Annotated in this window: 19 protein-coding genes and 1 pseudogene; 5 read left to right on the top strand and 15 right to left on the bottom strand. The window is 57.4% G+C overall.

The window, feature by feature from the left end; translation table 11 throughout:
* Window position 1: 1 nt before the first annotated feature.
* From mltB to AC1UKS_RS05220, 8 genes are all read right to left on the bottom strand, one after another.
* Entirely contained in the window at window positions 2-1,069 is a 1,068-nt protein-coding gene (gene mltB, locus AC1UKS_RS05255) for a lytic murein transglycosylase B (protein ID WP_482436048.1), read from the bottom strand.
* A gap of 134 nt (window positions 1,070-1,203) precedes the next feature.
* Window positions 1,204-2,436 carry an L-fucose:H+ symporter permease gene (fucP, locus tag AC1UKS_RS05250; protein ID WP_482436047.1) on the bottom strand — a complete coding sequence of 411 codons (1,233 nt, stop codon included), beginning with the start codon at window positions 2,434-2,436 and terminating at the stop codon, window positions 1,204-1,206.
* An 86-nt stretch (window positions 2,437-2,522) separates the two neighbouring features.
* Window positions 2,523-2,873, bottom strand: coding sequence for an L-rhamnose mutarotase (locus AC1UKS_RS05245; RefSeq protein WP_105760038.1), 351 nt, complete (start codon window positions 2,871-2,873; stop codon window positions 2,523-2,525).
* Window positions 2,870-3,646, bottom strand: a complete 777-nt coding sequence (locus AC1UKS_RS05240; protein ID WP_482436046.1) for an L-fucose dehydrogenase — start codon at window positions 3,644-3,646, stop codon at window positions 2,870-2,872. The genes AC1UKS_RS05245 and AC1UKS_RS05240 overlap by 4 nt, the downstream gene beginning before the upstream one ends.
* Window positions 3,643-4,491: an amidohydrolase family protein gene (locus AC1UKS_RS05235; protein WP_482436045.1), complete on the bottom strand. Its 849-nt coding sequence runs from the start codon at window positions 4,489-4,491 to the stop codon at window positions 3,643-3,645. Before AC1UKS_RS05235 ends, AC1UKS_RS05240 begins: the two co-directional genes overlap by 4 nt.
* On the bottom strand, window positions 4,491-5,780 hold the full coding sequence (locus AC1UKS_RS05230) for an L-fuconate dehydratase (RefSeq protein ID WP_265908692.1): 1,290 nt from the start codon (window positions 5,778-5,780) through the stop codon (window positions 4,491-4,493). The genes AC1UKS_RS05235 and AC1UKS_RS05230 overlap by 1 nt, the downstream gene beginning before the upstream one ends.
* Window positions 5,781-5,804: 24 nt before the next feature.
* Window positions 5,805-6,647 (bottom strand): fumarylacetoacetate hydrolase family protein, encoded by an 843-nt coding sequence (locus AC1UKS_RS05225; RefSeq protein ID WP_482436044.1) that lies wholly within the window; start codon window positions 6,645-6,647, stop codon window positions 5,805-5,807.
* A 28-nt stretch (window positions 6,648-6,675) separates the two neighbouring features.
* Entirely contained in the window at window positions 6,676-7,416 is a 741-nt protein-coding gene (locus AC1UKS_RS05220; protein ID WP_482436043.1) for an SDR family oxidoreductase, read from the bottom strand.
* Window positions 7,417-7,630: 214 nt separating this feature from the next.
* Between AC1UKS_RS05220 and AC1UKS_RS05215 the strand changes: the two genes are divergently transcribed.
* The gene (locus AC1UKS_RS05215; RefSeq protein WP_482436042.1) at window positions 7,631-8,383 is read left to right on the top strand and encodes a FadR/GntR family transcriptional regulator; all 753 of its coding nucleotides are present in this window, start codon (window positions 7,631-7,633) and stop codon (window positions 8,381-8,383) included.
* A 51-nt stretch (window positions 8,384-8,434) separates the two neighbouring features.
* On the opposite strand, the gene narI is transcribed toward AC1UKS_RS05215, so the two are convergent.
* The 5 genes from narI to AC1UKS_RS05190 are packed head-to-tail and all read right to left on the bottom strand — an operon-like array spanning window position 8,435 to window position 16,583.
* On the bottom strand, window positions 8,435-9,112 hold the full coding sequence (gene narI / locus AC1UKS_RS05210; RefSeq protein WP_482436041.1) for a respiratory nitrate reductase subunit gamma: 678 nt from the start codon (window positions 9,110-9,112) through the stop codon (window positions 8,435-8,437).
* Between the two features lie 2 nt (window positions 9,113-9,114).
* Window positions 9,115-9,837 (bottom strand): nitrate reductase molybdenum cofactor assembly chaperone, encoded by a 723-nt coding sequence (gene narJ / locus AC1UKS_RS05205; RefSeq protein ID WP_482436040.1) that lies wholly within the window; start codon window positions 9,835-9,837, stop codon window positions 9,115-9,117.
* Window positions 9,834-11,378: a nitrate reductase subunit beta gene (narH, locus tag AC1UKS_RS05200; RefSeq protein WP_482436039.1), complete on the bottom strand. Its 1,545-nt coding sequence runs from the start codon at window positions 11,376-11,378 to the stop codon at window positions 9,834-9,836. Before narH ends, narJ begins: the two co-directional genes overlap by 4 nt.
* Window positions 11,375-15,136 carry a nitrate reductase subunit alpha gene (locus AC1UKS_RS05195; RefSeq protein ID WP_482436038.1) on the bottom strand — a complete coding sequence of 1,254 codons (3,762 nt, stop codon included), beginning with the start codon at window positions 15,134-15,136 and terminating at the stop codon, window positions 11,375-11,377. The genes narH and AC1UKS_RS05195 overlap by 4 nt, the downstream gene beginning before the upstream one ends.
* A gap of 52 nt (window positions 15,137-15,188) precedes the next feature.
* On the bottom strand, window positions 15,189-16,583 hold the full coding sequence (locus tag AC1UKS_RS05190; RefSeq protein ID WP_482436037.1) for a NarK family nitrate/nitrite MFS transporter: 1,395 nt from the start codon (window positions 16,581-16,583) through the stop codon (window positions 15,189-15,191).
* A gap of 367 nt (window positions 16,584-16,950) precedes the next feature.
* Between AC1UKS_RS05190 and narL the strand changes: the two genes are divergently transcribed.
* The 3 genes and pseudogenes from narL to AC1UKS_RS05175 form a co-directional block, all read left to right on the top strand.
* A complete protein-coding gene (gene narL, locus AC1UKS_RS05185; protein WP_049789667.1) occupies window positions 16,951-17,553 on the top strand; it encodes a two-component system response regulator NarL in 603 nt (200 codons plus the stop codon).
* A gap of 138 nt (window positions 17,554-17,691) precedes the next feature.
* Window positions 17,692-18,087, top strand: a complete 396-nt coding sequence (locus tag AC1UKS_RS05180) for a VOC family protein (RefSeq protein ID WP_482436036.1) — start codon at window positions 17,692-17,694, stop codon at window positions 18,085-18,087.
* A 122-nt stretch (window positions 18,088-18,209) separates the two neighbouring features.
* Window positions 18,210-18,728 (top strand): annotated as a pseudogene (locus AC1UKS_RS05175) (SDR family oxidoreductase); the annotation flags it as partial.
* Window positions 18,729-18,772: 44 nt separating this feature from the next.
* Here AC1UKS_RS05175 and AC1UKS_RS05170 read toward each other — a convergent pair.
* Window positions 18,773-19,732, bottom strand: a complete 960-nt coding sequence (locus AC1UKS_RS05170; protein WP_482436035.1) for a LysR family transcriptional regulator — start codon at window positions 19,730-19,732, stop codon at window positions 18,773-18,775.
* A gap of 148 nt (window positions 19,733-19,880) precedes the next feature.
* Between AC1UKS_RS05170 and AC1UKS_RS05165 the strand changes: the two genes are divergently transcribed.
* Complete coding sequence (locus AC1UKS_RS05165) at window positions 19,881-20,867, top strand: aldo/keto reductase (protein ID WP_482436034.1); 987 nt, start codon at window positions 19,881-19,883, stop codon at window positions 20,865-20,867.
* Between the two features lie 4 nt (window positions 20,868-20,871).
* On the opposite strand, the gene AC1UKS_RS05160 is transcribed toward AC1UKS_RS05165, so the two are convergent.
* Entirely contained in the window at window positions 20,872-21,888 is a 1,017-nt protein-coding gene (locus AC1UKS_RS05160) for a fimbrial protein (protein WP_482436033.1), read from the bottom strand.

The raw sequence follows: 21,888 nt of genomic DNA, 5'->3' as shown, positions 1-21,888 counted from the left end.
TTTAGCGCGCGTCCTTCACCGCCAGACCCAGTTGCCACACCGCCATCGCATAGTGATTGCTGTGGTTATAGCGGGTGATGGCGTAGAAGTTTGGCAAGCCGAACCAGTACTGATAGCGGGTGCCCATATCAAAGCGCAACAGGCTGACCTGCTGATTGCCGTCCAGTTTCAGCTGCGGACGAAAGCCGCCGGCGGCCAGCGACGAGACGGAATAACGGGTCTTGAAGCCGGTTTCCCAGCTGGTGTCGGGACCGGTCGCCGGCACGGCCACGGTGCCATTTTTCACCCAACCATGGGCGTTAAAGTAGTGCGCCACGCTGCCGATGGCATCCACCGGGTCCCACAGGTTGATGTGCCCATCGCCATTGAAATCGACGGCATAGCTTTTAAAGGAGGACGGCATAAACTGGCCGTAACCCATCGCACCGGCGTAGGAGCCGCGCAGATCAAGCGGGTCATCGCCCTCTTCTCTTGCCATCAGCAGGAAGGTTTCCAGCTCCGCGCTAAAGAAGTCGGCCCGACGCGGATAGTTAAACGCCAGCGTTGAGAGCGCATCGATAATGCGGGTTTTGCCCATCACGCGGCCCCAGCGGGTTTCCACGCCAATAATGCCGACGATAATTTCCGGCGGCACACCGTATGTCTGGTAGGCACGCTGCAACGCATCCTGATACTGGTTCCAGAACACCACGCCGTTTTGCACGTTGGACGGGGTAATAAACTTGGCACGATAACGGATCCACGCGCCGTTTGGCCCGGTCGGTCCCTGCGCAATTGGCGCCTGGCGATCCATCAGGCGGATAACCCAGTCCAGGTTGTTGGCCTGCGCCAGCACATCATGCAGCTGCTGACGCTGGAAACCGTGTTCGCGCACCATTTTATCGATAAAGCGCTCGGTGGCCGGATTATTGGCAAAATCACCCATCAATGGCGTGGTGTTGTGTGCGGGGTCCAACTTAAAGCCGCCGCCAAAGGGATTGCCCTGCGGTTCAACATTCTGTGGTGGTTTGTGGCTACTACAGGCGGTCAGTAACAGCAGAGCAGGAAGAAGTGTGGCCAGAGAACGCATTGAATATCCATAGTGCGATGCGAAAGAGTAACGCCATGGTAAAGCATTGGCTGGCGTGAAGAAAAGTAGATGTTATGTAAAGAAAGGGCAGCCTGTGGCTGCCCGGACAGTGCGAAATATTCAGAGAAGAGCCGTCAGGCTTTTGCCCGCTGACGAACGGCATACATCAGCACTACGGCGAAGCACAACAAAGGCAGGCTGTAGGCGGTGGCGGTACTGTAGCGATCGGCCACTGCGCCCATCAGATACGGCATAATCGCGCCACCGACAATCGCCATAATCATCAGCGAACTGGCACGCTTGGTCTGCTTGCCCATGTTTTTTACCCCCATCGCGAACAGCGTAGGGAACATAATCGACATAAAGAAGAAAACCGCCACTAACGCAATCACCGACAGCGTTTCAATCCCCGACACCACGATGGCGCACAGCACAATGTTGATGGCGGCATACGCCACCAGCAGCGTCGCCGGACGAACGCGTCCCATCAGCCAGGTGCTGAAGAAGCGGCCAATCATAAAGCTGACCATCCCCACCGACAGCAGGTAAGAGGCGTTCTGGTTAGAGAGGTTTGCCCAGTGCTCGGTAACATAGTTAATAAAAAAGGCACCGACCCCCACCTGCGCGGCGACATAAAAGAACTGAGCAATCACCCCGCCGGTAAAGTGGCCATGCTGCCACAGGCTTTTTTCATCGCCGCTGCTCTGCTCTTCTTCCTGCGCGCGAATGTCCGGCAAACGGGTGCGGCCAAAGACAAAGGCAATCACCAGCACTAACGCCGCAATCGCCACGTAGGTGGTTTTCACTGACGCCAGGCCATCGGTGGTGGTGCCCTGCGTGGCAGAGAAGAACAGCGAGCCGCCGATCACCGGGCCAACAAACTGCCCCAGGCCATTGAACGATTGTGACAGATTCAGGCGACGTTCTGCGCCAGCCGGATCGCCCAGCACCGTGGCGTAAGGGTTGGCTGCGGTTTCCAGACAGCCCAACCCCAGCGCGATGACAAACAGCGCCAGCAGGAACATCTCAAAACTGCCCGCTGAAGCGGCAGGAACAAACAGCAGCGCACCCAGCGCATACAGGCACAGTCCCACCAGCACACCGGCCTTGTAACCGAAGCGATCCATGAAGAATCCCGCCGGTAACGCCACCACAAAGTAGGCGCCGAAGTAGGCCGCCTGTAACAGGCCCGACTGGGCTTTGTTAACGTGCAGCACGTCCTGGAAATGCTTATTCAGCACGTCGAGCAAGCCGTAGGAGAGTCCCCACATAAAGAACAGCACGGTAACCATAATAAAGGCCAGCCGATAGCTGGTTGCCGCTTGTCGCTCGCGATAAGCCGGCGCAGTCGTCTTATTGACTAACATGTTTCGTTCCTCGGTAGCTGAGGCCAGTACAGCGAAAAACACCGGCAGTGAAGAGATGAGGGCCAGAAGAGCACCCGTTTATACCCTTAGTTCTGCTCCTGCAGAGAGAAGATCCGTTCCATCGCCACCCATTTTTCTCCGGCGGGCGTCCAGGGGGTGGGCCGCTGATATGTCCACATCAGCGCCTCCCATTCCCTGACTTTCGCATCCTGCTCACTAAACTGTGCGAACCGCTCAGCGTCGAAGTCTGGCGTAGTTTCCATCACCATTACCAGCCGGGTGCCCAGCAGATAAATTTCCATATCGGCGATGCCGTAGCGCCGCAGATGTTGTGCAATCTCCGGCCAGATTTGCTGGTGATACTGGCGATATTCCGCAATCAGCTGCGGATCGTCAGCCAGGTCCAGTGCCTGGCAGTAACGTCGGTTCCCGGTCATGTCAGCGCCCTGTCCAGATGGGAATAGCCGCCGTCCACCGTCAGCCATTGCCCGGTGGTGTGCGAGGCCCGTGACGACAGTAAAAAGACCACGGTGTCGGCGATTTCCTGCGGCGTGGTCATCCGCTTGCCCAGCGGAATATGGCGGGTAATTTGCTGCAGCTTTTCCTCAGGCTGGTCGAAGCTTTTGATCCAGCGTTCATACAGCGGCGTCATCACCTCTGCCGGGATCACCGCGTTGACGCGGATCCCGTCACTGAGCAATGTGGCGGCCCATTCCCGCGTCAGCGCCAGCACGCCGCCTTTTGCCGAGGCATAGCCGCTGGTGTTTCCCTGCCCGGTCAGCGCGGTCTTCGAGCTGATATTGACGATGGCGCCCTGGCAGGCTCGCAGATGATCCAGACACAAATGCGCCATCAGGTAGTAATGGATCAGGTTCTTTTCCAGCGAGCGCACAAAGGCTTCCCGTCCGGCTTCCAGTCCCACGCTGTCATTGACGCCGGCGTTATTCACCAGCCCGTCAATGCGGCCAAACTGCTGAATAACCTGTTCAACCGCCTGCACGCAGCTGGTCTCATCCTGTAGTTCCGCCAGCACGAAAAACGCCTGTGGCTGATGCTGGTGAAGCCGTTGCATCAGCTCAGCGGACGGTTCGCTGTTGCTGACAATCACCGGGATTGCCCCTTCTTCGGCCAGCGTTAGCGAGATGGCCGCGCCAATGCCGGAGCCGCCGCCGGTTACGATCACCACTTTGTTTTGCAGATGAAGATTCATACTTCTACGTCCTCTATTCGATAGATTCGGCAGGCATTGCCGCCTGAAATGGCGTCCTGCTCGCTGGCCGATAACGGTGCGATGGCGCGCTGAATAAGCTGCCAGGCATCGGCATACTCGCCCGCCAGCAGACAGACCGGCCAGTCCGATCCGGCCAGCACTCTGTCAGGGCCAAACGCCTCGAGGGCCACATCGATAAACGGCAGCAGATCGTCAATGGCATAGCCCGCCGGGCGGGGTTCGGTCAGCAGGCCGGACAGTTTGCAGCTGACATGCGGCAACGCGGCCAGCGGAGCGATCTGCCTGGCCCAGCTTTTGGCACCGGCCGCCAGATCCGGTTTGCCCAGGTGATCCAGCACCATCAGATGACCATCGTGACGGGCCGCAAACGCCGTCGCCTCGGCCAGATGCCGGTGTGTGACCAGCAGATCCCAGACATACTCTTTTTGCTGTAACTGCTGCATTGACGATTGCACCGGAGCCTGTTGCATCCAACCCGCCGGATCGGTCTCGTCCTGGATCAGATGGCGAAAGCCGCGCAGTAACGATCGATGTTCAAATCCCGCCAGCTGAGGCGTAAGATCGCCCTGCTGAAGATCGATCCAGCCGACCACGGCTTTCACCACCGGGGCACGCTCAGCGATATCCAACAACCCGCGCGTCTCCTGCAGGCTTTGCCTGGCCTGCACCAGCACGCTGCCGTCAATGCTCTGTGCAGACAGCTCAGGTGCCAGATGGCGTGGCAGAAAATCCTGCCTGATCCGCGCCATCCCGTCACCGATCCAGCCATACTCCTGCGGCTGGTAGTGCCAGAAGTGCTGGTGCGCATCAATCCGCAGCGACATCAGGCCGGTTCCAGCGCGCGAAAGCGGTATTGTTCAATCGAGGCCGGGAACATTTCGATCGAAAATCCGGCATGCTCTGGCGGCATATAGGCGGCACCGCGGATCACACAGGGATGAACAAAGTGCTCGTGCAGATGATCGACAAACTCAATCACCCGGCCTTCGTGGGTGCCGGCAATGCACAGATAGTCGATCATCGACAGATGCTGGACGTATTCGCACAGCCCAACGCCCCCGGCATGCGGACAGACCGGCAGATCGTATTTCGCCGCCATCAGCATCACCGCGAGGATCTCGTTGACGCCACCCATCCGGCAGGCATCGATCTGCACCACATCGATCGCGCCGCGCATGATGAACTGTTTGAACATAATGCGGTTCTGGCACATTTCGCCGGTAGCCACTTTGACCGGCGCGATGCCTTCCCGGATGCGGCGATGACCTTCGATGTCGTCCGGGCTGGTCGGCTCTTCGATAAACCACGGATTGGCAAACGCCAGCTTGTTCACCCAGGGTATGGCTTCATTGGTTTCCCACACCTGGTTCGCGTCGATCATCAGTTTGCGATCCGGGCCGATCACTTCGCGGGCGATGGTCACCCGGCGAATGTCGTCTTCCAGATCGCGCCCGACCTTCAGCTTCAGGTAATCAAAGCCGGCATCCACCGCTTCCTGACACAGGCGACGCAGCTTGTCATCGGGATAGCCCAGCCAGCCGGCGGAGGTGGTGTAGCAGGGATAGCCGTCAGCCAGCAGCGTTTGCAGCCGCTGATCTTTGTTGTCCGCCCGCTGACGCAGCAGCGCCAGCGCTTCCTCCGGCGTGATGCAGTCGGTGATGTAGCGGAAATCTACACAGCGCACCAGCTCTTCCGGCGACATCTCGGCCACCAGCCGCCACAGCGGTTTGCCTTCGGCCTTACTCCACAAATCCCACACCGCGTTGATCACCGCGCCGGTAGCCAGGTGGATCGCGCCTTTGTCCGGGCCAATCCAGCGCAGCTGGCTGTCGCTGGTAAAGGATCGCCAGAACGCGCCCATGTCTGCGGCGATGGTGGCCAGATCGCGCCCGACCACCAGATGCTGCAGCGCATGGATTGCGGCGCAGCAGATTTCGTTTCCCCTGCCAATAGTAAAAGTCAGCCCGTGGCCGCTCAGTGACGGGGTGTCGGTCTCTAAAATCACGTACGCGGCGGAGTAGTCCGGGTCCGGGTTCATCGCATCCGAGCCATCCAGTGACAGCGAGGTCGGGAAACGAATATCTTCAACGCGCAGGGCAGTAATCGTGGTCATAAATACGTCCTTTACTGAACGGGCCTAAGCCTGAATGGTGGTCTGGCGCTGTTCACCCAGCCCCTCAATACCGAGGCGGATCTGTTGGCCGGCACGCAGGTAGACCGGCGGCTTTTGCCCCATGCCCACTCCCGGCGGCGTGCCGGTAGAAATCACATCGCCCGGCTGCAGGCTCATAAAGCGGCTCAGGTAGCTGATGATTTCCGGTACCTTAAAAATCATGGTGTTGGTATTGCCGTTCTGATAGCGCTTGCCGTCCACTTCCAACCACATGCTGAGCTGGTTGGCGTCGGGGATTTCATCGGTGGTCACCAGCCAGGGTCCCAGCGGTCCGAAGGTATCGCAGCCTTTGCCTTTGTCCCAGGTGCCGCCACGCTCAATCTGAAATTCACGTTCCGAGACGTCGTTAACCACGCAGTAGCCTGCGACGTGGGACAGCGCATCGGCTTCGCTGATGTAGCGACCGCCTTTGCCAATCACCACGCCCAGCTCCACTTCCCAGTCGGTTTTTACCGAGTCGCGCGGGATCTCAACCGCATCGTTCGGACCGACAATGGCGCTGGTCCATTTGCTGAAGATCACCGGCTCTTTGGGAATTTCAGCCCCGGTTTCCGCCGCATGGTCGGCGTAGTTCAGGCCGATGCAGATAAACTTGCCGACATTGCCGACGCAGGCACCGATGCGCGGCGTGCCAGCCACTTTCGGCAGCGCGTCGACATTCAGCTGACGCAGCTTATCCAGTGAAGCGGGCGACAAGGCGCTGCCGGCCAGATCGTCAATCACGTCGGAGAGATCGCGCAGGTTGCCCTGGGCATCAACCAGTGCCGGACGCTCTGCGCCGGGCTTGCCATAACGTAATAATTTCATCCTTCCTCCTGTCAAAATAGGGCGGCGATCAGTTGCTCCAGCCGCCATCAATAATGTGGATCGCACCGGTGGTGTAAGCGCTGGCATCCGAGGCCAGATACAGCGCCAGCTGGGCGATCTCTTCGGTTTTGCCAATGCGCCCTATCGGCTGGCGCGAGACAAACGCCTGATAGACGTCGGCTTCGCTGCGCCCTTCGGCTTTGGCCTGTTCAGCGATGCGCTGTCGCAGCGAAGGGGATTCCACCGTGCCCGGACAGATGGCATTACAGCGGATACCGCGCCCGACGTAATCCGCTGCCACCGACCGCGTCAGTCCAATTACTGCGGCTTTAGAGGCACTGTAAGCAAAACGGTTTGGCACGCCCTTCACGCTGGAGGCGACGGAAGACATGTTAATAATTGAGCCTTTCTGCTGCGCCAGCATGCCGGGCAGAAATGCCCGCACGGTGTGGAACATGGCGGTCACGTTCAGGTCGAGGGCAAACTGCCACTGCTGTTCCGTGCAGCTGAGGATATCGCCGCTGTGCACCACGCCTGCGCAGTTAAACAGCACATCGACGTTGCCAATCTCTTCCGCCAGCGCGTGAATGGCCTGCGTATCGGTCACGTCCAGCACCCTGCCGGTGACGCCGGGCAGTTCCTGCAGGCGGGCAATATTGATATCGGTGGCGATCACTTCCGCGCCCGAATCCGCAAACAGTTGCGCGGTATTAAAGCCAATTCCCTGCCCTGCGGCGGTGATAAGCACTTTCTTACCCTGAAGATCCATAACGGTTCCTGTTGGTTAAAGGACTAATGGTCAGGCCATTAACAGCGAAAAAAAACGTTTTAAGCGGTGCCCTTTTGCTATGATTCAGGGCATATTCAGCCGTAAAACGCGCTATTTATTTAACCAATTTTTCACATGTTAAAAACATTCCAGCAAGCCGTATTTCTGCAAAATGCTGGCTGAATCGCTTAACTGAAAAACAGCCTGGTGAGCCATGCCGATAAAAAAATTAGAGAATCCAAGGATCTACCGCCAGATTGCCGATCAGCTGAAACAGCTGATTGCCAGCGGCGAATTTCCGCCTGGCAGCAAGCTTCCCGCCGAGCGCGATCTCGCCAGTCAACTGCAGGTCAGCCGCGCGTCGGTGCGGGAAGCGTTAATCGCGTTGGAAGTGATTGGCCTGGTGGATGTGCGCGTCGGCAACGGCGTGATTGTTTGCCATCCCGGCACCGTCGCGTCGGAAGAGCCGGTGATGATGCAGGCTGGCCGAGATCAGTGGGCCGATATAGATGACGAACTGGATATCCAGCTGGATTTCAGCGCCGAGCTGCCGCCCTTTTCGCTGCTGCAAACCCGCAGGTTGATTGAACCCGAAACCGCCGCGCTGGCCGCACGCCATGCGTCAGAAGACGAACTTGCGTTGATTGAGCAGGCTTATGAGCAGAACTGCCGCGATAACCGGCAAGGTTCGGCGACGCATCCCGGCGATCGGCTGTTTCATATCCGCATTGCGCAGGCCAGCGGCAATCCGGCTTATGCCTTTATCATCGCCCATCTGTTGGGGCACCGTTATGGCAGCATGTTCCGCAGTCTGCAACAGCATTACACCCCGCAGGATATGCCGCATCGCTCTGAGACCGAGCATCTGGCGATCCTGCAAGCCCTGCGCGCGCGCGATCCGCGTGCGGCGAAAAAAGCGATGAAGGATCATCTGGATGCGGTGATTGAAATTTTCGGTCGGGGATAAAAAAGGCCAGGGGATTAGCCCTGGCCTTGCAACACTCAGCTCGCTGAAAAATTAACGGCGGTTACGCACAATCTGATAGCGACGGGTCAGATACTCGACCGGCGCGCTCCAGATATGCACCAGGCGGCAGAACGGGAACAGCAGGAACAGCGTCATCCCCAACACCATATGCAGGCGGAAAATCACCGCCACGCCCTCAAGATGCTGAGAAGCCCCGCCGTGGAAGGTCACCACCGCCTGCGCCCAGGCCACCAGCTTCATCATCTCGCTGCCGTCCAGATGCTGGGCCGAGAACGGGATGGTCAATAACCCCAGACAAACCTGTACTACCAGCAACGTCAGGATCAGAATATCGCCTACGCTACTGGTGGCCCGTACGCGGGGATGGGTCAGACGACGCTTCAGCAACAGCCCGCCGCCCACCAGCGTTAACAGCCCGCAAATGCCGCCGGCGATCATCGCCAGCTTCTGCTTAACGTCAATCGGCAGGAAGGCCTGGTACATCCAGTGCGGCGTTAACATGCCGACAATATGGCCAAAGAAGATGCCCATAATGCCGATATGGAACAGGTTGGAGGCCAGACGCATGCCTTTTTTATCCAGCATCTGGCTGGAGCCTGCACGCCAGCTGTACTGGCCATAATCATAGCGTAACCAGCTGCCGATCAGGAAAACCGCGCCGGCGATATAGGGATAGATGTCGAAAAAGAACGGCGATAAATAGTGCATGATTAGTGTCCTGAGGAACGTGGCGTGGCCTGCGCCACGTCCAAATACTGAGGCTTGACCGCGCCAGCAAAGCGACGCTGATGCGTGGCCTGTTGCGCAGAGGCGCAGCCCTGCTCACCGAGGAACTTCACCTGCTCCTCTTCCCATACCGCATCCAGCGCGGCGGGCGTATCATCGCGGGCTTCGCTTGCCACCTGGCTTTGCAGGGCGTCGGCCTGCACACCGCTGCCAGACAGCGACAGTAGCGCATCAAACAACCGCGCATACGGGCTTTCGCGCTGCTGAAGACGTGCCGCCAGCAGCGCCATAATCGGCGCGATATCCTGCAATCCGCCGCGCGCCCGCGCCTCTGCGCCATTGCCCAGATATTCCAGATACAGCGGCAGGTAGTCCGGCAGCTCTTTGCAGTCCAGCTCCAGACCGTCGGCACGATACTGATCCAGCAGATCGACCATCGCCTGGCCACGATCGCGGGATTCACCGTGCACATGTTCGAACAGCAGCAGCGAAGTGGCGCGGCCACGATCGAACAGCTCGCAGTACTCCGCCTGCACGTCCAGCAGCGGACGGGCGCAGAAGTCGTTGATAAACTGCAGCAGCGGAGCACGGCTATCCGCATCCAGTTCAGCCGCGCTTTGCAGCGCATCCACCAGCTCGGCAGCGTGATCGAACAGCGCCTGTTCCGGGTAATCCATCAGTCGGCCAATAACACGTAAGCTGATCATCTGCGCTCCTCCTGCGGTGGCGTTTTGCGGCCAATATCTATCGCATCAATGCGACGGCTGTTAAACAAATTGAATTTGCTGTCGCTGCCGTGGCAACCGTCGCCAAAGCTAAAGCCACAGCCTTTGCTTTCCGGGAAGGCTTCACGCGCCAGCTCACGGTGGCTGGAGGGCAGCACGAAACGGTCTTCGTAGTTGGCGATCGCCAGGTAACGGTACATCTCCTGCGCCTGCGCTTCCGTCAGCCCAACCTGCTCCAGCGCGCGGGTATCCACTTCGCCGTCGACGGTTTCGGCACGCTTGTAATGACGCATCGCCAGCATGCGCTTCAGCGCCAGCAACACCGGGGCGGTATCCCCCGCCGTCAGCAGGTTCGCCAGGTACTGCACCGGGATACGCAGGCTTTCCACATCCGGCAGCACGCCGCTGTGGCCAAGTTCACCGGCATCAGCTACCGACTGGATCGGCGATAAGGGCGGCACATACCAGACCATCGGTAAGGTGCGGTATTCCGGGTGCAGCGGCAGCGCCAGCTTCCAGTCCATCGCCATTTTCCACACCGGCGACCGTTGCGCGGCCTCAATCACACTGTTTGGGATGCCGTCTGCCAGCGCCTGTTCAATCACCGCCGGATCGTTCGGGTCGAGGAAAATATCCAGCTGACGCTGGTAGAGATCCTGCTCGTTCTCCGCTGAGGCCGCCTGTTCAATGCGATCGGCGTCATACAGCAGCACGCCGAGATAACGAATGCGGCCGACGCAGGTTTCTGAACAGACGGTGGGCTGGCCCGCTTCAATGCGCGGATAGCAGAAGATGCACTTCTCCGACTTGCCGCTTTTCCAGTTGAAGTAGATTTTTTTGTACGGGCAGCCGGTCAGACACATCCGCCAGCCGCGACATTTGTCCTGATCGATCAGCACGATGCCGTCTTCGCCGCGCTTGTAAATGGCGCCGCTGGGACAGGTCGCCACGCAGGCCGGATTCAGGCAGTGTTCACACAAACGCGGCAGATACATCATGAAGGTGTTTTCAAACTGGCCGTACATCGCTTTCTGGATGTTATTGAAGTTCTGATCGGCGGAGCGTTTCGAGAATTCGCCGCCGAGGATCTCCTCCCAGTTCGGGCCGTTTTCGATCTTCTTCATCCGCTTGCCGGTGATCAGCGAGCGCGGACGGGCTATCGGCTGATGCTTGCCCGCTGGCGCGGTATGCAAATTCTGATAGTCATAATCAAACGGCTCGTAATAGTCATCCAGCTCCGGCACGTGCGGGTTGGCGAAGATTTTCGACAGCAGCCCGACGCGGCTGCCCATGCGTGGCTCCAGCCTGCCGTTGATTTTACGGATCCAGCCGCCCTTCCACTTCTCCTGATCTTCCCAGGCATGGGGATAGCCCACGCCCGGCTTGCTTTCGACGTTGTTGAACCAGGCATATTCCATGCCTTCCCGGCTGGTCCAGACGTTTTTACAGGTCACCGAACAGGTGTGGCATCCGATGCATTTGTCGAGGTTCAGCACCATGCCGACTTGCGAACGAATTTTCATGGCTGTTTCTCCTGCTGGCTGCCCTGGCAATCGTCGGTGCCCTCACCGTCTAACCAGTTAACGTGATTCATTTTTCTCACCACCACGAACTCGTCACGGTTCGAGCCGACGGTGCCGTAATAGTTAAAGCCGTAGGACTGCTGCGCGTAGCCGCCAATCATATGGGTCGGCTTCGGACAGGTCCGCGTGACCGAGTTATGGATGCCTCCGCGCTGGCTGGTGATTTCCGAACCGGGAATGTTCACGATGCGCTCCTGGGCGTGATACATCATGGTCATGCCGGCCGGAATACGTTGGCTGACCACCGCACGGGCGGTCAGCGCGCCGTTGGCGTTAAAGGCTTCAATCCAGTCGTTATCCTCAATCCCCAGCTCGCGGGCATCGTCTTCACTCATCCAGACAATCGGCCCGCCGCGCGACAGCGTCAGCATTAACAGGTTGTCGCTGTAGGTTGAGTGAATGCCCCATTTCTGGTGCGGCGTCAGGAAGTTCAGCGCCTTCTCCGGGTTGCCGTTAGGCTGCTGGTTGAGGAACGGCTTCGCGGCACGGGTATCGATTGGCGGACGGTACACCAGCAGGCTTTCGCCGAAGGCACGCATCCACTCATGATCCTGATACAGCTGTTGTCGGCCGCTCAGCGTGCGCCAGGGGATCAGCTCATGAACGTTGGTGTAGCAGGCGTTATACGACACATGCTCATCTTCCAAACCTGACCAGGTCGGGCTGGAGATAATTTTGCGCGGCTGCGCCTGAATATCGCGGAAGCGGATCTTCTCGTCTTCTTTATTCAGCGCCAGATGCGTGTGGTCGCGGCCGGTGATTTTACTCAGCGCCTGCCAGGCCTTAACGGCCACCTGGCCGTTGGTTTCCGGTGCCAGCGAGAGGATCACTTCCGCCGCATCAATCGCACTGTCGATATTTGGCCGACCGGCGGCCGGGCCGTCCGCCTTGACGTAGTTAAGCTGTTTCAGGAAGTCGACTTCGGTCTGGGTATTCCAGCTGATGCCTTTGCCGCCGTTGCCCAGCTTATCGAGCAGCGGCCCGAGCGAGGTGAAACGCGCCCAGGTGGCCGGGTAGTCACGTTCTACCGCAATAATATGCGGCGCGGTTTTGCCTGGGATCAGCTCACACTGGCCTTTCTTCCAGTCCTTCACCTCAAACGGCTGCGCCAGTTCGGCCGGGGAATCGTGCTGCACCGGCAGCGTGACCACATCGGTTTCCACTCCCAGATGGCCGACACACAGCTCTGAGAACGTTTTGGCGATGCCTTTGTAGATTTCCCAGTCGCTTTTCGACTCCCAGGCCGGATCGACCGCCGCCGACAGCGGATGAATAAACGGATGCATATCCGAAGTATTCATGTCGTCTTTTTCATACCAGGTGGCGGTCGGCAGCACGATATCGGAATAAAGGCAGGTGCTGGACATGCGGAAATCCAGGGTCACCACCAGATCGAGCTTGCCTTCACCACCGTTATCCTGCCATTCCACCTCTTCCGGCATCACGCCGCCCTGACGGCCGAGGTCTTTGCCCTGAATGCCGTTTTCGGTGCCGAGTAAATATTTCAGCATGTACTCATGCCCTTTACCGGAGGAGCCCAGCAGGTTTGAACGCCAGACGAACAGGTTCCTTGGGAAGTTCTGCGGACTGTCCGGCTGTTCCGCCGCAAAGCGCAGCGTGCCCTGCTTCAGGCTGTCGACGGTGTAATCCACCGGTGACATGCCGGCCGCGTCGGCTTTAGCGGCAATGTGCAGCGGATTGACGTTGAGCTGCGGCGCGGACGGCAGCCAGCCCATGCGTTCGGAGCGCACGTTGAAGTCAATCAGGCTGCCGCTGTAACGGCGTTTATCCGCCAGCGGCGACAGCAGCTCTTCGGTGGTGACCGACTCGTAGCGCCACTGGCTGGAGTGGTTATAGAAGAACGAGGTGCTGTTCATATGGCGAGGCGGACGTTGCCAGTCCAGCGCAAAGGCCAGCGGCGTCCAGCCGGTCTGCGGCCGCAGTTTTTCCTGGCCCACGTAGTGCGCCCAGCCGCCACCGCTTTGTCCGACACAGCCGCAGAACACCAGCATATTGATCAGGCCGCGGTAGTTCATGTCCATGTGATACCAGTGGTTCATACCGGCACCGACGATGATCATCGAGCGGCCACGGGTTTTCTCTGCGTTTTCGGCAAACTCACGGGCAATACGGATGATGTTCTGGCGCGACACGCCGGTAATCTGCTCTGCCCATGCCGGGCTGTAGGCTTTGACCTCATCGTAATGCTGCGCGCAGTTGGCATCGCCCAGCCCGCGATCCAGCCCATAGTTGGCCAGGGTCAAATCGTAGACGCTGGTTACCAGCGCTTCACTGCCGTCGGCCAGGGTCAGGCGCTTCACCGGCAGCGTGTGCAACAGGATCTCTTCCAGCGCGACGCTGTTGAAGTTCTCGCTGGTGATGCCGCCAAAGTACGGGAAGCCGACCTCAACCACCTCGTCATGCTTACCGAGCAGGCTGAGCTGCAGTTCAACCTCCTGCTGGCCTTTGCCCTCGCGCGATTCCAGATTCCATTTGCCCTGCTCACCCCAGCGGAAACCAATCGATCCCTGCGGGGCCACCAGCTCACCGTCCGCTTCATTGATGGCAATGGTTTTCCATTCGGGGTTGTTTTGCTGGCCCAGGCCATCGACCAGATCGCTGGCGCGCAGCTGACGTCCGGCGGCATAGAATCCGCCTTCACGCGGCTCAAGCAGCACCAGCATCGGCATATCGCTGTAGCGGCGGACGTAGTCACGGAAATAGCCCACTTCACGATCGAGGTGGAACTCTTTCAGCATCACGTGGCCCATGGCCAGCGCCATCGCGCTGTCGGTGCCCTGTTTCGGGCTCAGCCACTGATCGCAGAGTTTGGCCACTTCGGCATAATCCGGCGTGATAGCGACGGTTTTGGTGCCCTTATAGCGAACTTCGGTAAAGAAGTGCGCATCCGGCGTGCGGGTCTGAGGCACGTTTGAGCCCCAGGCAATGATGTAGGACGAGTTATACCAGTCAGCCGATTCCGGCACGTCGGTCTGCTCACCCCAGGTCATTGGCGACGCGGGCGGCAGGTCGCAATACCAGTCGTAAAAGCTCAGGCACACGCCGCCAATCAGCGACAGATAGCGGGCGCCAGCGGCATAAGAGACCATCGACATCGCCGGGATCGGCGAGAAGCCAACAATGCGATCCGGGCCGAAGGTTTTCGCGGTATAGACGTTCGAGGCGGCAATCAGTTCGTTCACTTCCTGCCAGCTCGAGCGAACGAAGCCGCCGCGTCCACGGGCAATCTTATAGCTTTTGGCTTTTTCCGCATCGCTGACGATGGAACCCCAGGCCTCGACCGGATCGCTGTGCTGCAGCTTCGCTTCACGCCAAAGGGCGATCAGCTTTTTGCGCATTAACGGGTATTTCAGGCGGTTGGCGCTGTAAAGATACCAGGAGTAGCTGGCACCACGCGGGCAGCCGCGCGGTTCGTGGTTTGGCAAATCCGGGCGGGTGCGCGGATAGTCGGTCTGCTGAGTTTCCCAGGTGACCAGGCCATTTTTGACGTAAATCTTCCAGCTGCAGGAACCGGTGCAGTTCACGCCGTGGGTCGAGCGGACGATTTTATCGTGCTGCCAGCGGCTGCGATAGCCGTCTTCCCAGTCACGGTTGGCGTTGAGGGTCTGGCCATGTTTGCCAGAAAAAGGTTCGGCTAGCTGTTTGAAATAGCGGAACCGGTCAAGAAACTTGCTCATCCGGAATTCTCCTGAAGGCCTGATATTGTTAGGTGTGGAGCGACGACATTGCTTAATCTGCGTTTTTACGGCCGTAGACCGCCCAGGTGATCACCACGCACAGCAGGTAGAAGCCGAGGAAGACTTTCATCGCGCCGGCGGGGGATCCGCTCATCGCCAGTGACATGCCAAACATCTGCGGGATAAAGAAGCCGCCGGCAGCACCAATGGCGGAGATAAAGCCCAGCGCTGCGGAGGTTTCGGTTACCGCTTCATGCTGCGCCAGCGCGTCGCTGCCGCCCTGCGCTTTCACCCGCTCAAGGGTATTTTTGCGGAAAATAACCGCGATCATCTGGAAGGTCGACCCGCTGCCCAGACCGGCATTGATAAACAGCACCATAAACACGCTGTAGAAGGCGATAAACGATCCCGGATGGTCGCCCGCAGGCAGCGTCATAAACAGCAGTCCGCTGAAGACGGTCATCACCACAAAATTGATCAGCGTGACGCGCACGCCACCGAATTTATCGGACAGCATGCCGCCGACGGAGCGGGCCAGCGCGCCAAGGAACGGGCCAAAGAAGGCGTACCTGAGGATCACGATGTCCGGGAACTGGGTTTTGGAGAGCATGGCAAAGCCCGCCGAGAAGCCAATAAACGAGCCGAAGGTCGCCAGATACAGCACCGCCATAATCCACAGATGGCCGCGTTTCAGCACCGGCAGCTGCTCACGCAGCGAGGATTTCGAGGAGGCCAAATCGTTCATGCCAAACCAGGCCAACAGGGTGCCAATCACCAGGAACGGGCCCCACAGCCAGGCGGCGTTTTCCAGCCAGATCGCCTCACCGCTGGCGGCCACCTGCGCCCCCCCGCCAAAGAAACTGAAGATGCCGAAGGAGATGGCCAGCGGGGCGAAGAATTGCATCACGCTGACGCCGAGATTGCCCAGGCCGCCATTAATTCCCAGCGCGCTGCCCTGTTTCGCTTTCGGGAAGAAGAAGCTGATATTGCCCATGCTGGAGGCGAAGTTGGCTCCGGCACAGCCGCACAGCAGGGCGATAATCATAAAGGTGGAGAACGAGGTCTGAGTGTCCTGCACCGCGAACCCGAGCCACAGGCAGGGGATTAACAGGATGCCGGTACTGAACGCCGTCCAGCGGCGGCCACCAAAAATGGGGATCACAAACGAGTAAGGCACCCGCAGTAAGGCGCAGGCCACGGACGGGAGTGCGGTCAGCAGAAACAGTTGTTCGGTGGTGAAATTAAACCCCACCTTGTTCAGATTGACGGTAATGGCGCTGAACAGCATCCAGACGCAGAACGCCAGCAGCAGGCAGAACACCGAAATCCACAGGTTACGGCTGGCGATGCGTTTGCCGTATTGCTGCCAGAATTCGGCATTTTCAGGCTGCCAGTCCTGAATGACCGTTCCGCCTTTGGTTGAAGGAGTAGAGGGTGTAAGCGACATAGTGTTCTCAGTAACAGGAGTGATTGCTGCACATCCTGCTGATCGCTCGGCTGGTTCAGGTTGATGCAAATCAACCAGACGACAGGTAGTTATTGCACGTTTTCAGCGCCAGACTCCAAAAGAGGTAGGCAAGGAGTATTAATTAACCTACTGTAAATACTAAGATTTAAAAAATTACTCCTGCGCTATAATCAGTTTCTGAACGGATTTGGAAATTTGTAGTTACCCATTAAGTGGTATAGGGATAATCCCCGGGATACGTAGAATAACGCCCAGCCTGGCCAGTCTGGCCTGTAACAGCACTGACCCACAGGACACTACCGTGAAAGAAGAAGCCGCCACCATATTACTGATTGACGATCACCCGATGCTGCGCAACGGGGTGAAACAGCTGATCGCGCTGGACGAGCGGTTGCAGGTGGTTGCCGAAGCGGGCAACGGCACGCTCGGCGTGGAACTGGCGGGGGAACTGGATCCGGATCTGATCCTGCTGGACTTAAATATGCCGGGCATGAACGGACTGGATACGCTGGTGCAACTGCGCACCATCGAGCTCTCTGGCCGCATCGTGGTGTTCAGCGTGTCGGATCATGAAGATGACGTGGTGAATGCGCTGAAGCGCGGTGCCGATGGCTATCTGCTCAAGGATATGGAGCCGGAAGAGTTGCTGAAATCGCTGCATCAGGCGGCCGCCGGGCAGATGGTGCTGAGTGAAACGCTGACCAATGTGCTGGTCGCCAGCCTGCGGGAAAACCGCCCTTCCGACGAGCGGGACATCGAACAGCTCACCCGCCGCGAGCGCGATATCCTCAAGCTGATCAGCCAGGGCATGACCAATAAAGCCATCGCCCGCAAGCTGTCGATCACCGAAAGCACGGTAAAGGTTCACGTAAAGCATCTGCTGAAAAAGATGAAGCTGAAATCCCGCGTGGAAGCCGCGGTTTGGGCCTTGCAGAGCGGGCATGAGTGAGCGTTACCCCTGGATTTCTACTCCGGTTTTCCTCTGCGTGCTTTCTGTTGACACGATGACTGCCGTCAGCACGGCCGATCATTCCAGCCCTGATTTTCCATGCTAAACAGGTACGACACCCGTTAAGAAGGAAAATGTATGCGTGCTTATACCCTGCGAGTTGCCCGTCCGGTTACCAACCTCACCCTGAGCAGCGAGATGTATCGTACCGGACTCGGGCTGGAGATTATTGGCGGCTTTACCGACCATCAGGGATTCAGCGGCAAGATGCTGGGCAATCCCGACCTTACCTGGCATCTGGAGTTTACCGTCTGTCACACCCATCCCGTAAAACCACTGAGCACTGATGAAGACCTGCTGGTGCTGTATGTTCCTGACCAGGTTGAATGGGAACGCGTCTGTGAACAGATGAACGCCGCCGGATTTGCCGTCGTCGACGCCTTCAATCCCTACTGGGCAGAGCTTGGCAAAACCTTTATCGATGCCGACGGTTACCGCACGGTAATTCAAAGGCAGAAGTGGGGGTCAGAATAGTATCGGGCAGACGATAACTGGCCTCATGTGCTGCATAACAGCCTTTTCACCTGACGAAAGAAACACCTGAATCGTCGATGGTGGCTTTGATCGCTAAGCGATCGGGGGCGATAACAGGGCCACTAATATGGCTCAGCCACTTTCAACATGGAAAAAAGTGGCACTGGAATGCAATCAGGCCGGGAGTGGTGGGTAGCGCGGTGCCCGGCAACGTTATGAATCTCGCCATGAGCATCGCGCTGTATGCCTCGCTGTGCAAGGCTCAGGATTTACCTCTCCGTTTCCCTGGCTCAGAGCAAAGCTGGAATAGCATCGGTGACATCTGGCGCTGGAGCGAGCTGTGGCCGTACATCGCCCGCTGGGTTGAACTGGACTACGCTCCGCCGGTCAGGCTGTCATTTCAGCAGTTATTTAAGGACTCCCGTTTGGCATGGCGAGAACTCGCCGGGCAGCAGCTGGTAGAAACTGACATTTTAAAGCTGAACGACGGGAGTTTTGCTGATTTTGTATTTGGCTGGAATTACGACATGTTTGGTGATGGCAGCAAGCTACGCCGGGCAGGTTTTACGGGGTTCCAGGCGACCAACGACATGTTTTTCAGCCTGTTTTCTCAACTGAGAGAGGCGCGCATTATCCCCTGATAAAGAGTGGGCAGCCTGGTTTAGATCTCGCTGCCCACAAGGATCTACATACCGTTTTCATTTTCCTTCGCCGGATTCTTATCCGGCAAATCGGGGAACGTCTGTAATCCGTTATTTCTGCGAATGATATTTATAAGCTCGCGTAAGGCTGGATGCACATAGCGACGGCTGCTGTAGTACATGTGAAACGGCTCCCCCTGACATGCATGTCTCGGCAGCACGTTGATCAGCAATCCGCTGGCAAGTTCAGTATCCACCCGCGACTCCAGCACATAGGCGAGGCCAATCCCGTCGATGGCGGCGGCGATCGTGGTTGAGGTATCTTTCAAGGTGATAGCACCCGGCACGCTCATGCTGTAAACACCGTCAGCCCCATCAAACTCCCAGCGGAAACTGGCGTTATTGCCAAGCAGCAGTTGCAGACAGTTATGTTCTGATAATTGAGCCGGGGTTGTTGGCACGCCATGACGCATCACATACTCCGGCGAGCCGACCACGATCCAACGCTGCGTATCGGTCAAGGCGACGGCAACCATATCCTCGGGCACCAGATGCCCGTAACGCATGCCGGCATCAAAGCCTTCAGAGGTAATATCGACCGGCCTGTCCTCGACAACCACCGTCAGCCTGACGTCAGGCCACTGTTCGGCAAACGCCTTCAATGCCGGCACGATTAACTGCGCGGCAGCATCCGCAAAAACATTGAGCCGCAATACGCCGAAACGACTGCGGCCAGGCGCGTTAACGGTATCCAGCGCGGACGAAATGACATCAAATCCCTGGGAAAGCTTTTCAGCCACCTCCAGCCCTAACGCCGTAGGTGACACCGAGCGACTGGTGCGGTTTAAAAGCCGTGCATCGAGTCGGGTTTCCACCCGGCGTATGGCATGGCTTATGGCGGAAGAGGAGAGGCCAAGTTCGATGGCGGCAAGCTTAAAACTGCGGCAGCGCAGTACTATCATAAAAGCCTGAAGATCGGCAAAATCAACCCGTTCCATTTTCATGATGAATACCATTAACTGATTCAATGAATAGCATGCATCTTTTAGCATGGGATCTCATGGCCCGTAAACGCTAAGCTCTTTTAAACGTTCCCTACTCAGTTTGATAAATCGGTGCGTAAGCTGTCTGCACCCTCAAAAGGAAGTTTTCATGAACAACAGAATTCTTGGTAAAACGGGCCAGCGTGTTTCCGAAATCGGTTTTGGCGCCTGGGCCATCGGCGGCACCTGGGGTGAAGTCAGCATGGAAGATGCGAAAGGCGCATTAAATGCGGCACTGGATGCCGGGATGACGTTTATCGACACGGCGGACGTTTACGGTGATGGCCGTTCCGAAAAAATCATCGCCGAGGTGCTAAATGAACGAGGGGGAGTTCGCCCGTTCGTGGCGACCAAACTGGGGCGTCGCCTTTCGCCGCATGTGGCCTCCGGCTACAGCGAAAAGAATCTTAATGACTTTGTCGATCGTTCCCGCGATAACCTGCAAACCGAGACGCTGGATTTAGTCCAGCTGCACTGCCCTCCTACCGAGATCTATTACACCCCTGAAGTTTTCACAGTAATGGATGAGATGATTAAAGCCGGCAAAATCCGCAGCTACGGGGTTTCTGTCGAAAAAGTCGAAGAAGGCCTGAAGGCGCTTGAATACCCGAATGTGTCTTCCATCCAGCTGATTTACAACATTTTCAGGCAGCGCCCTGCCGAGCTTCTGCTTCATGAAGCCAAACGCCGGGATGTCGCTATCATTGCCCGCGTACCGCTGGCATCGGGCTTGCTGACAGGCAAAATGACCGCTGACACCGCGTTCGCAGCCGACGATCACCGCACCTTCAACCGTAACGGCGAGCAGTTTGATAAAGGCGAGACCTTTGCAGGCGTGCCTTACGATGTGGCGCTGGATGCCGTGGAAGATATTCGTCGCTTGCTGCCGGGTGACACCCGCATGGCAGCATTCGCGCTGCGTTGGATTTTGATGAATGAAAATGTCTCGGTGATCATTCCCGGCTCTAAAAATAAAGCCCAATCAGAAACCAATGCGCAAGCAAGCGCTCTCGCCGAACTGTCCGACGATACAATGTTGGCGTTGAAAACCCTATATCAAAACAAAATTGCCCCGTGGGTACATCAGCGCTGGTAAGCAATCAATTATAAAAAACGTTAAACACCACCATCGATTCCGCAGGGCCTGGGGTGACGGTTTCCGCCGTTTGGTAATACTTTGCTTCGAAATCAACCCGGTTGTCACCCAGGGTGATAGGTGCAATATTGTCATTGAAGCCGGCGATGGTTTTGCCGTTCATCAACAGTTGAATACCCAATCCGGTTGCTGAATTTACATCATCGCTCAGGGCTATCACGCCCTGTTCCTGACTCGCAAATCCATAGACAGGCGTGAAATCAAAATGGGCCTGTGTTGCTGCGCCTTTACATTCCGTGAGGCTCACTGAAAAAGGCACCTTTGGACCGGTTCTCCCTGTGCCGGTAAAGCTGGCTGTGGATAACGTTCCCATCTCGACATCGGGTACGCTGCCAACCGTACAACCGCCCGCCGCAATGCTCATCAAACCGGAAAATGAAAAGCTGTACAGATGGCCGCGCGGCGCGCGGTCGGCATTGGCTTCATCAACATAAACGGTTTGAGCCAGTTCGCTTGTTTCGCCATATTTAAGGTCTTTATTGGATCTGACAATATATATTTTATCGGTCAGCGTCGTGGTACCGTTTGTTAAAAGCCCTCTGCGAATGGACGCACCGGAGAATACCGTCGACATACATGCCCATGTTCCGGATGCAGAATTGAAATTTGTCCATACAATGCCGAGGCCAGAATCGGATATTGCGGTCCCCTGGTCAATAACCGGGCACGTTAACCCGTCTACCGAGACAGTCATACCTGAACTGCTCCAGCCGGTATAACTGACCTCAGAAGCTTGCTGAAAGTTACCGCTCGACTTGCAGGTAAGATTGACGTTATTGGTACTGGCAAAAAGAATATCCCCGGCCTTCGAACTTTCCGCAACCGCCACATTGCCGAGGTTAAGCACATACGAAGCGGTATCTGAAGTACAGTTCATATCTTCTGCTGAGGCAGACTGACATGATAAAAGCGTCGTTATCAGGGTAAAAAAGCATAACGTGAGTTTCAGTGTGTTTAGCAT

This window comes from Erwinia sp. AK-PDG3-5, assembly GCF_056821705.1.
This window is presented reverse-complemented; position numbering and strand designations above follow the sequence as displayed.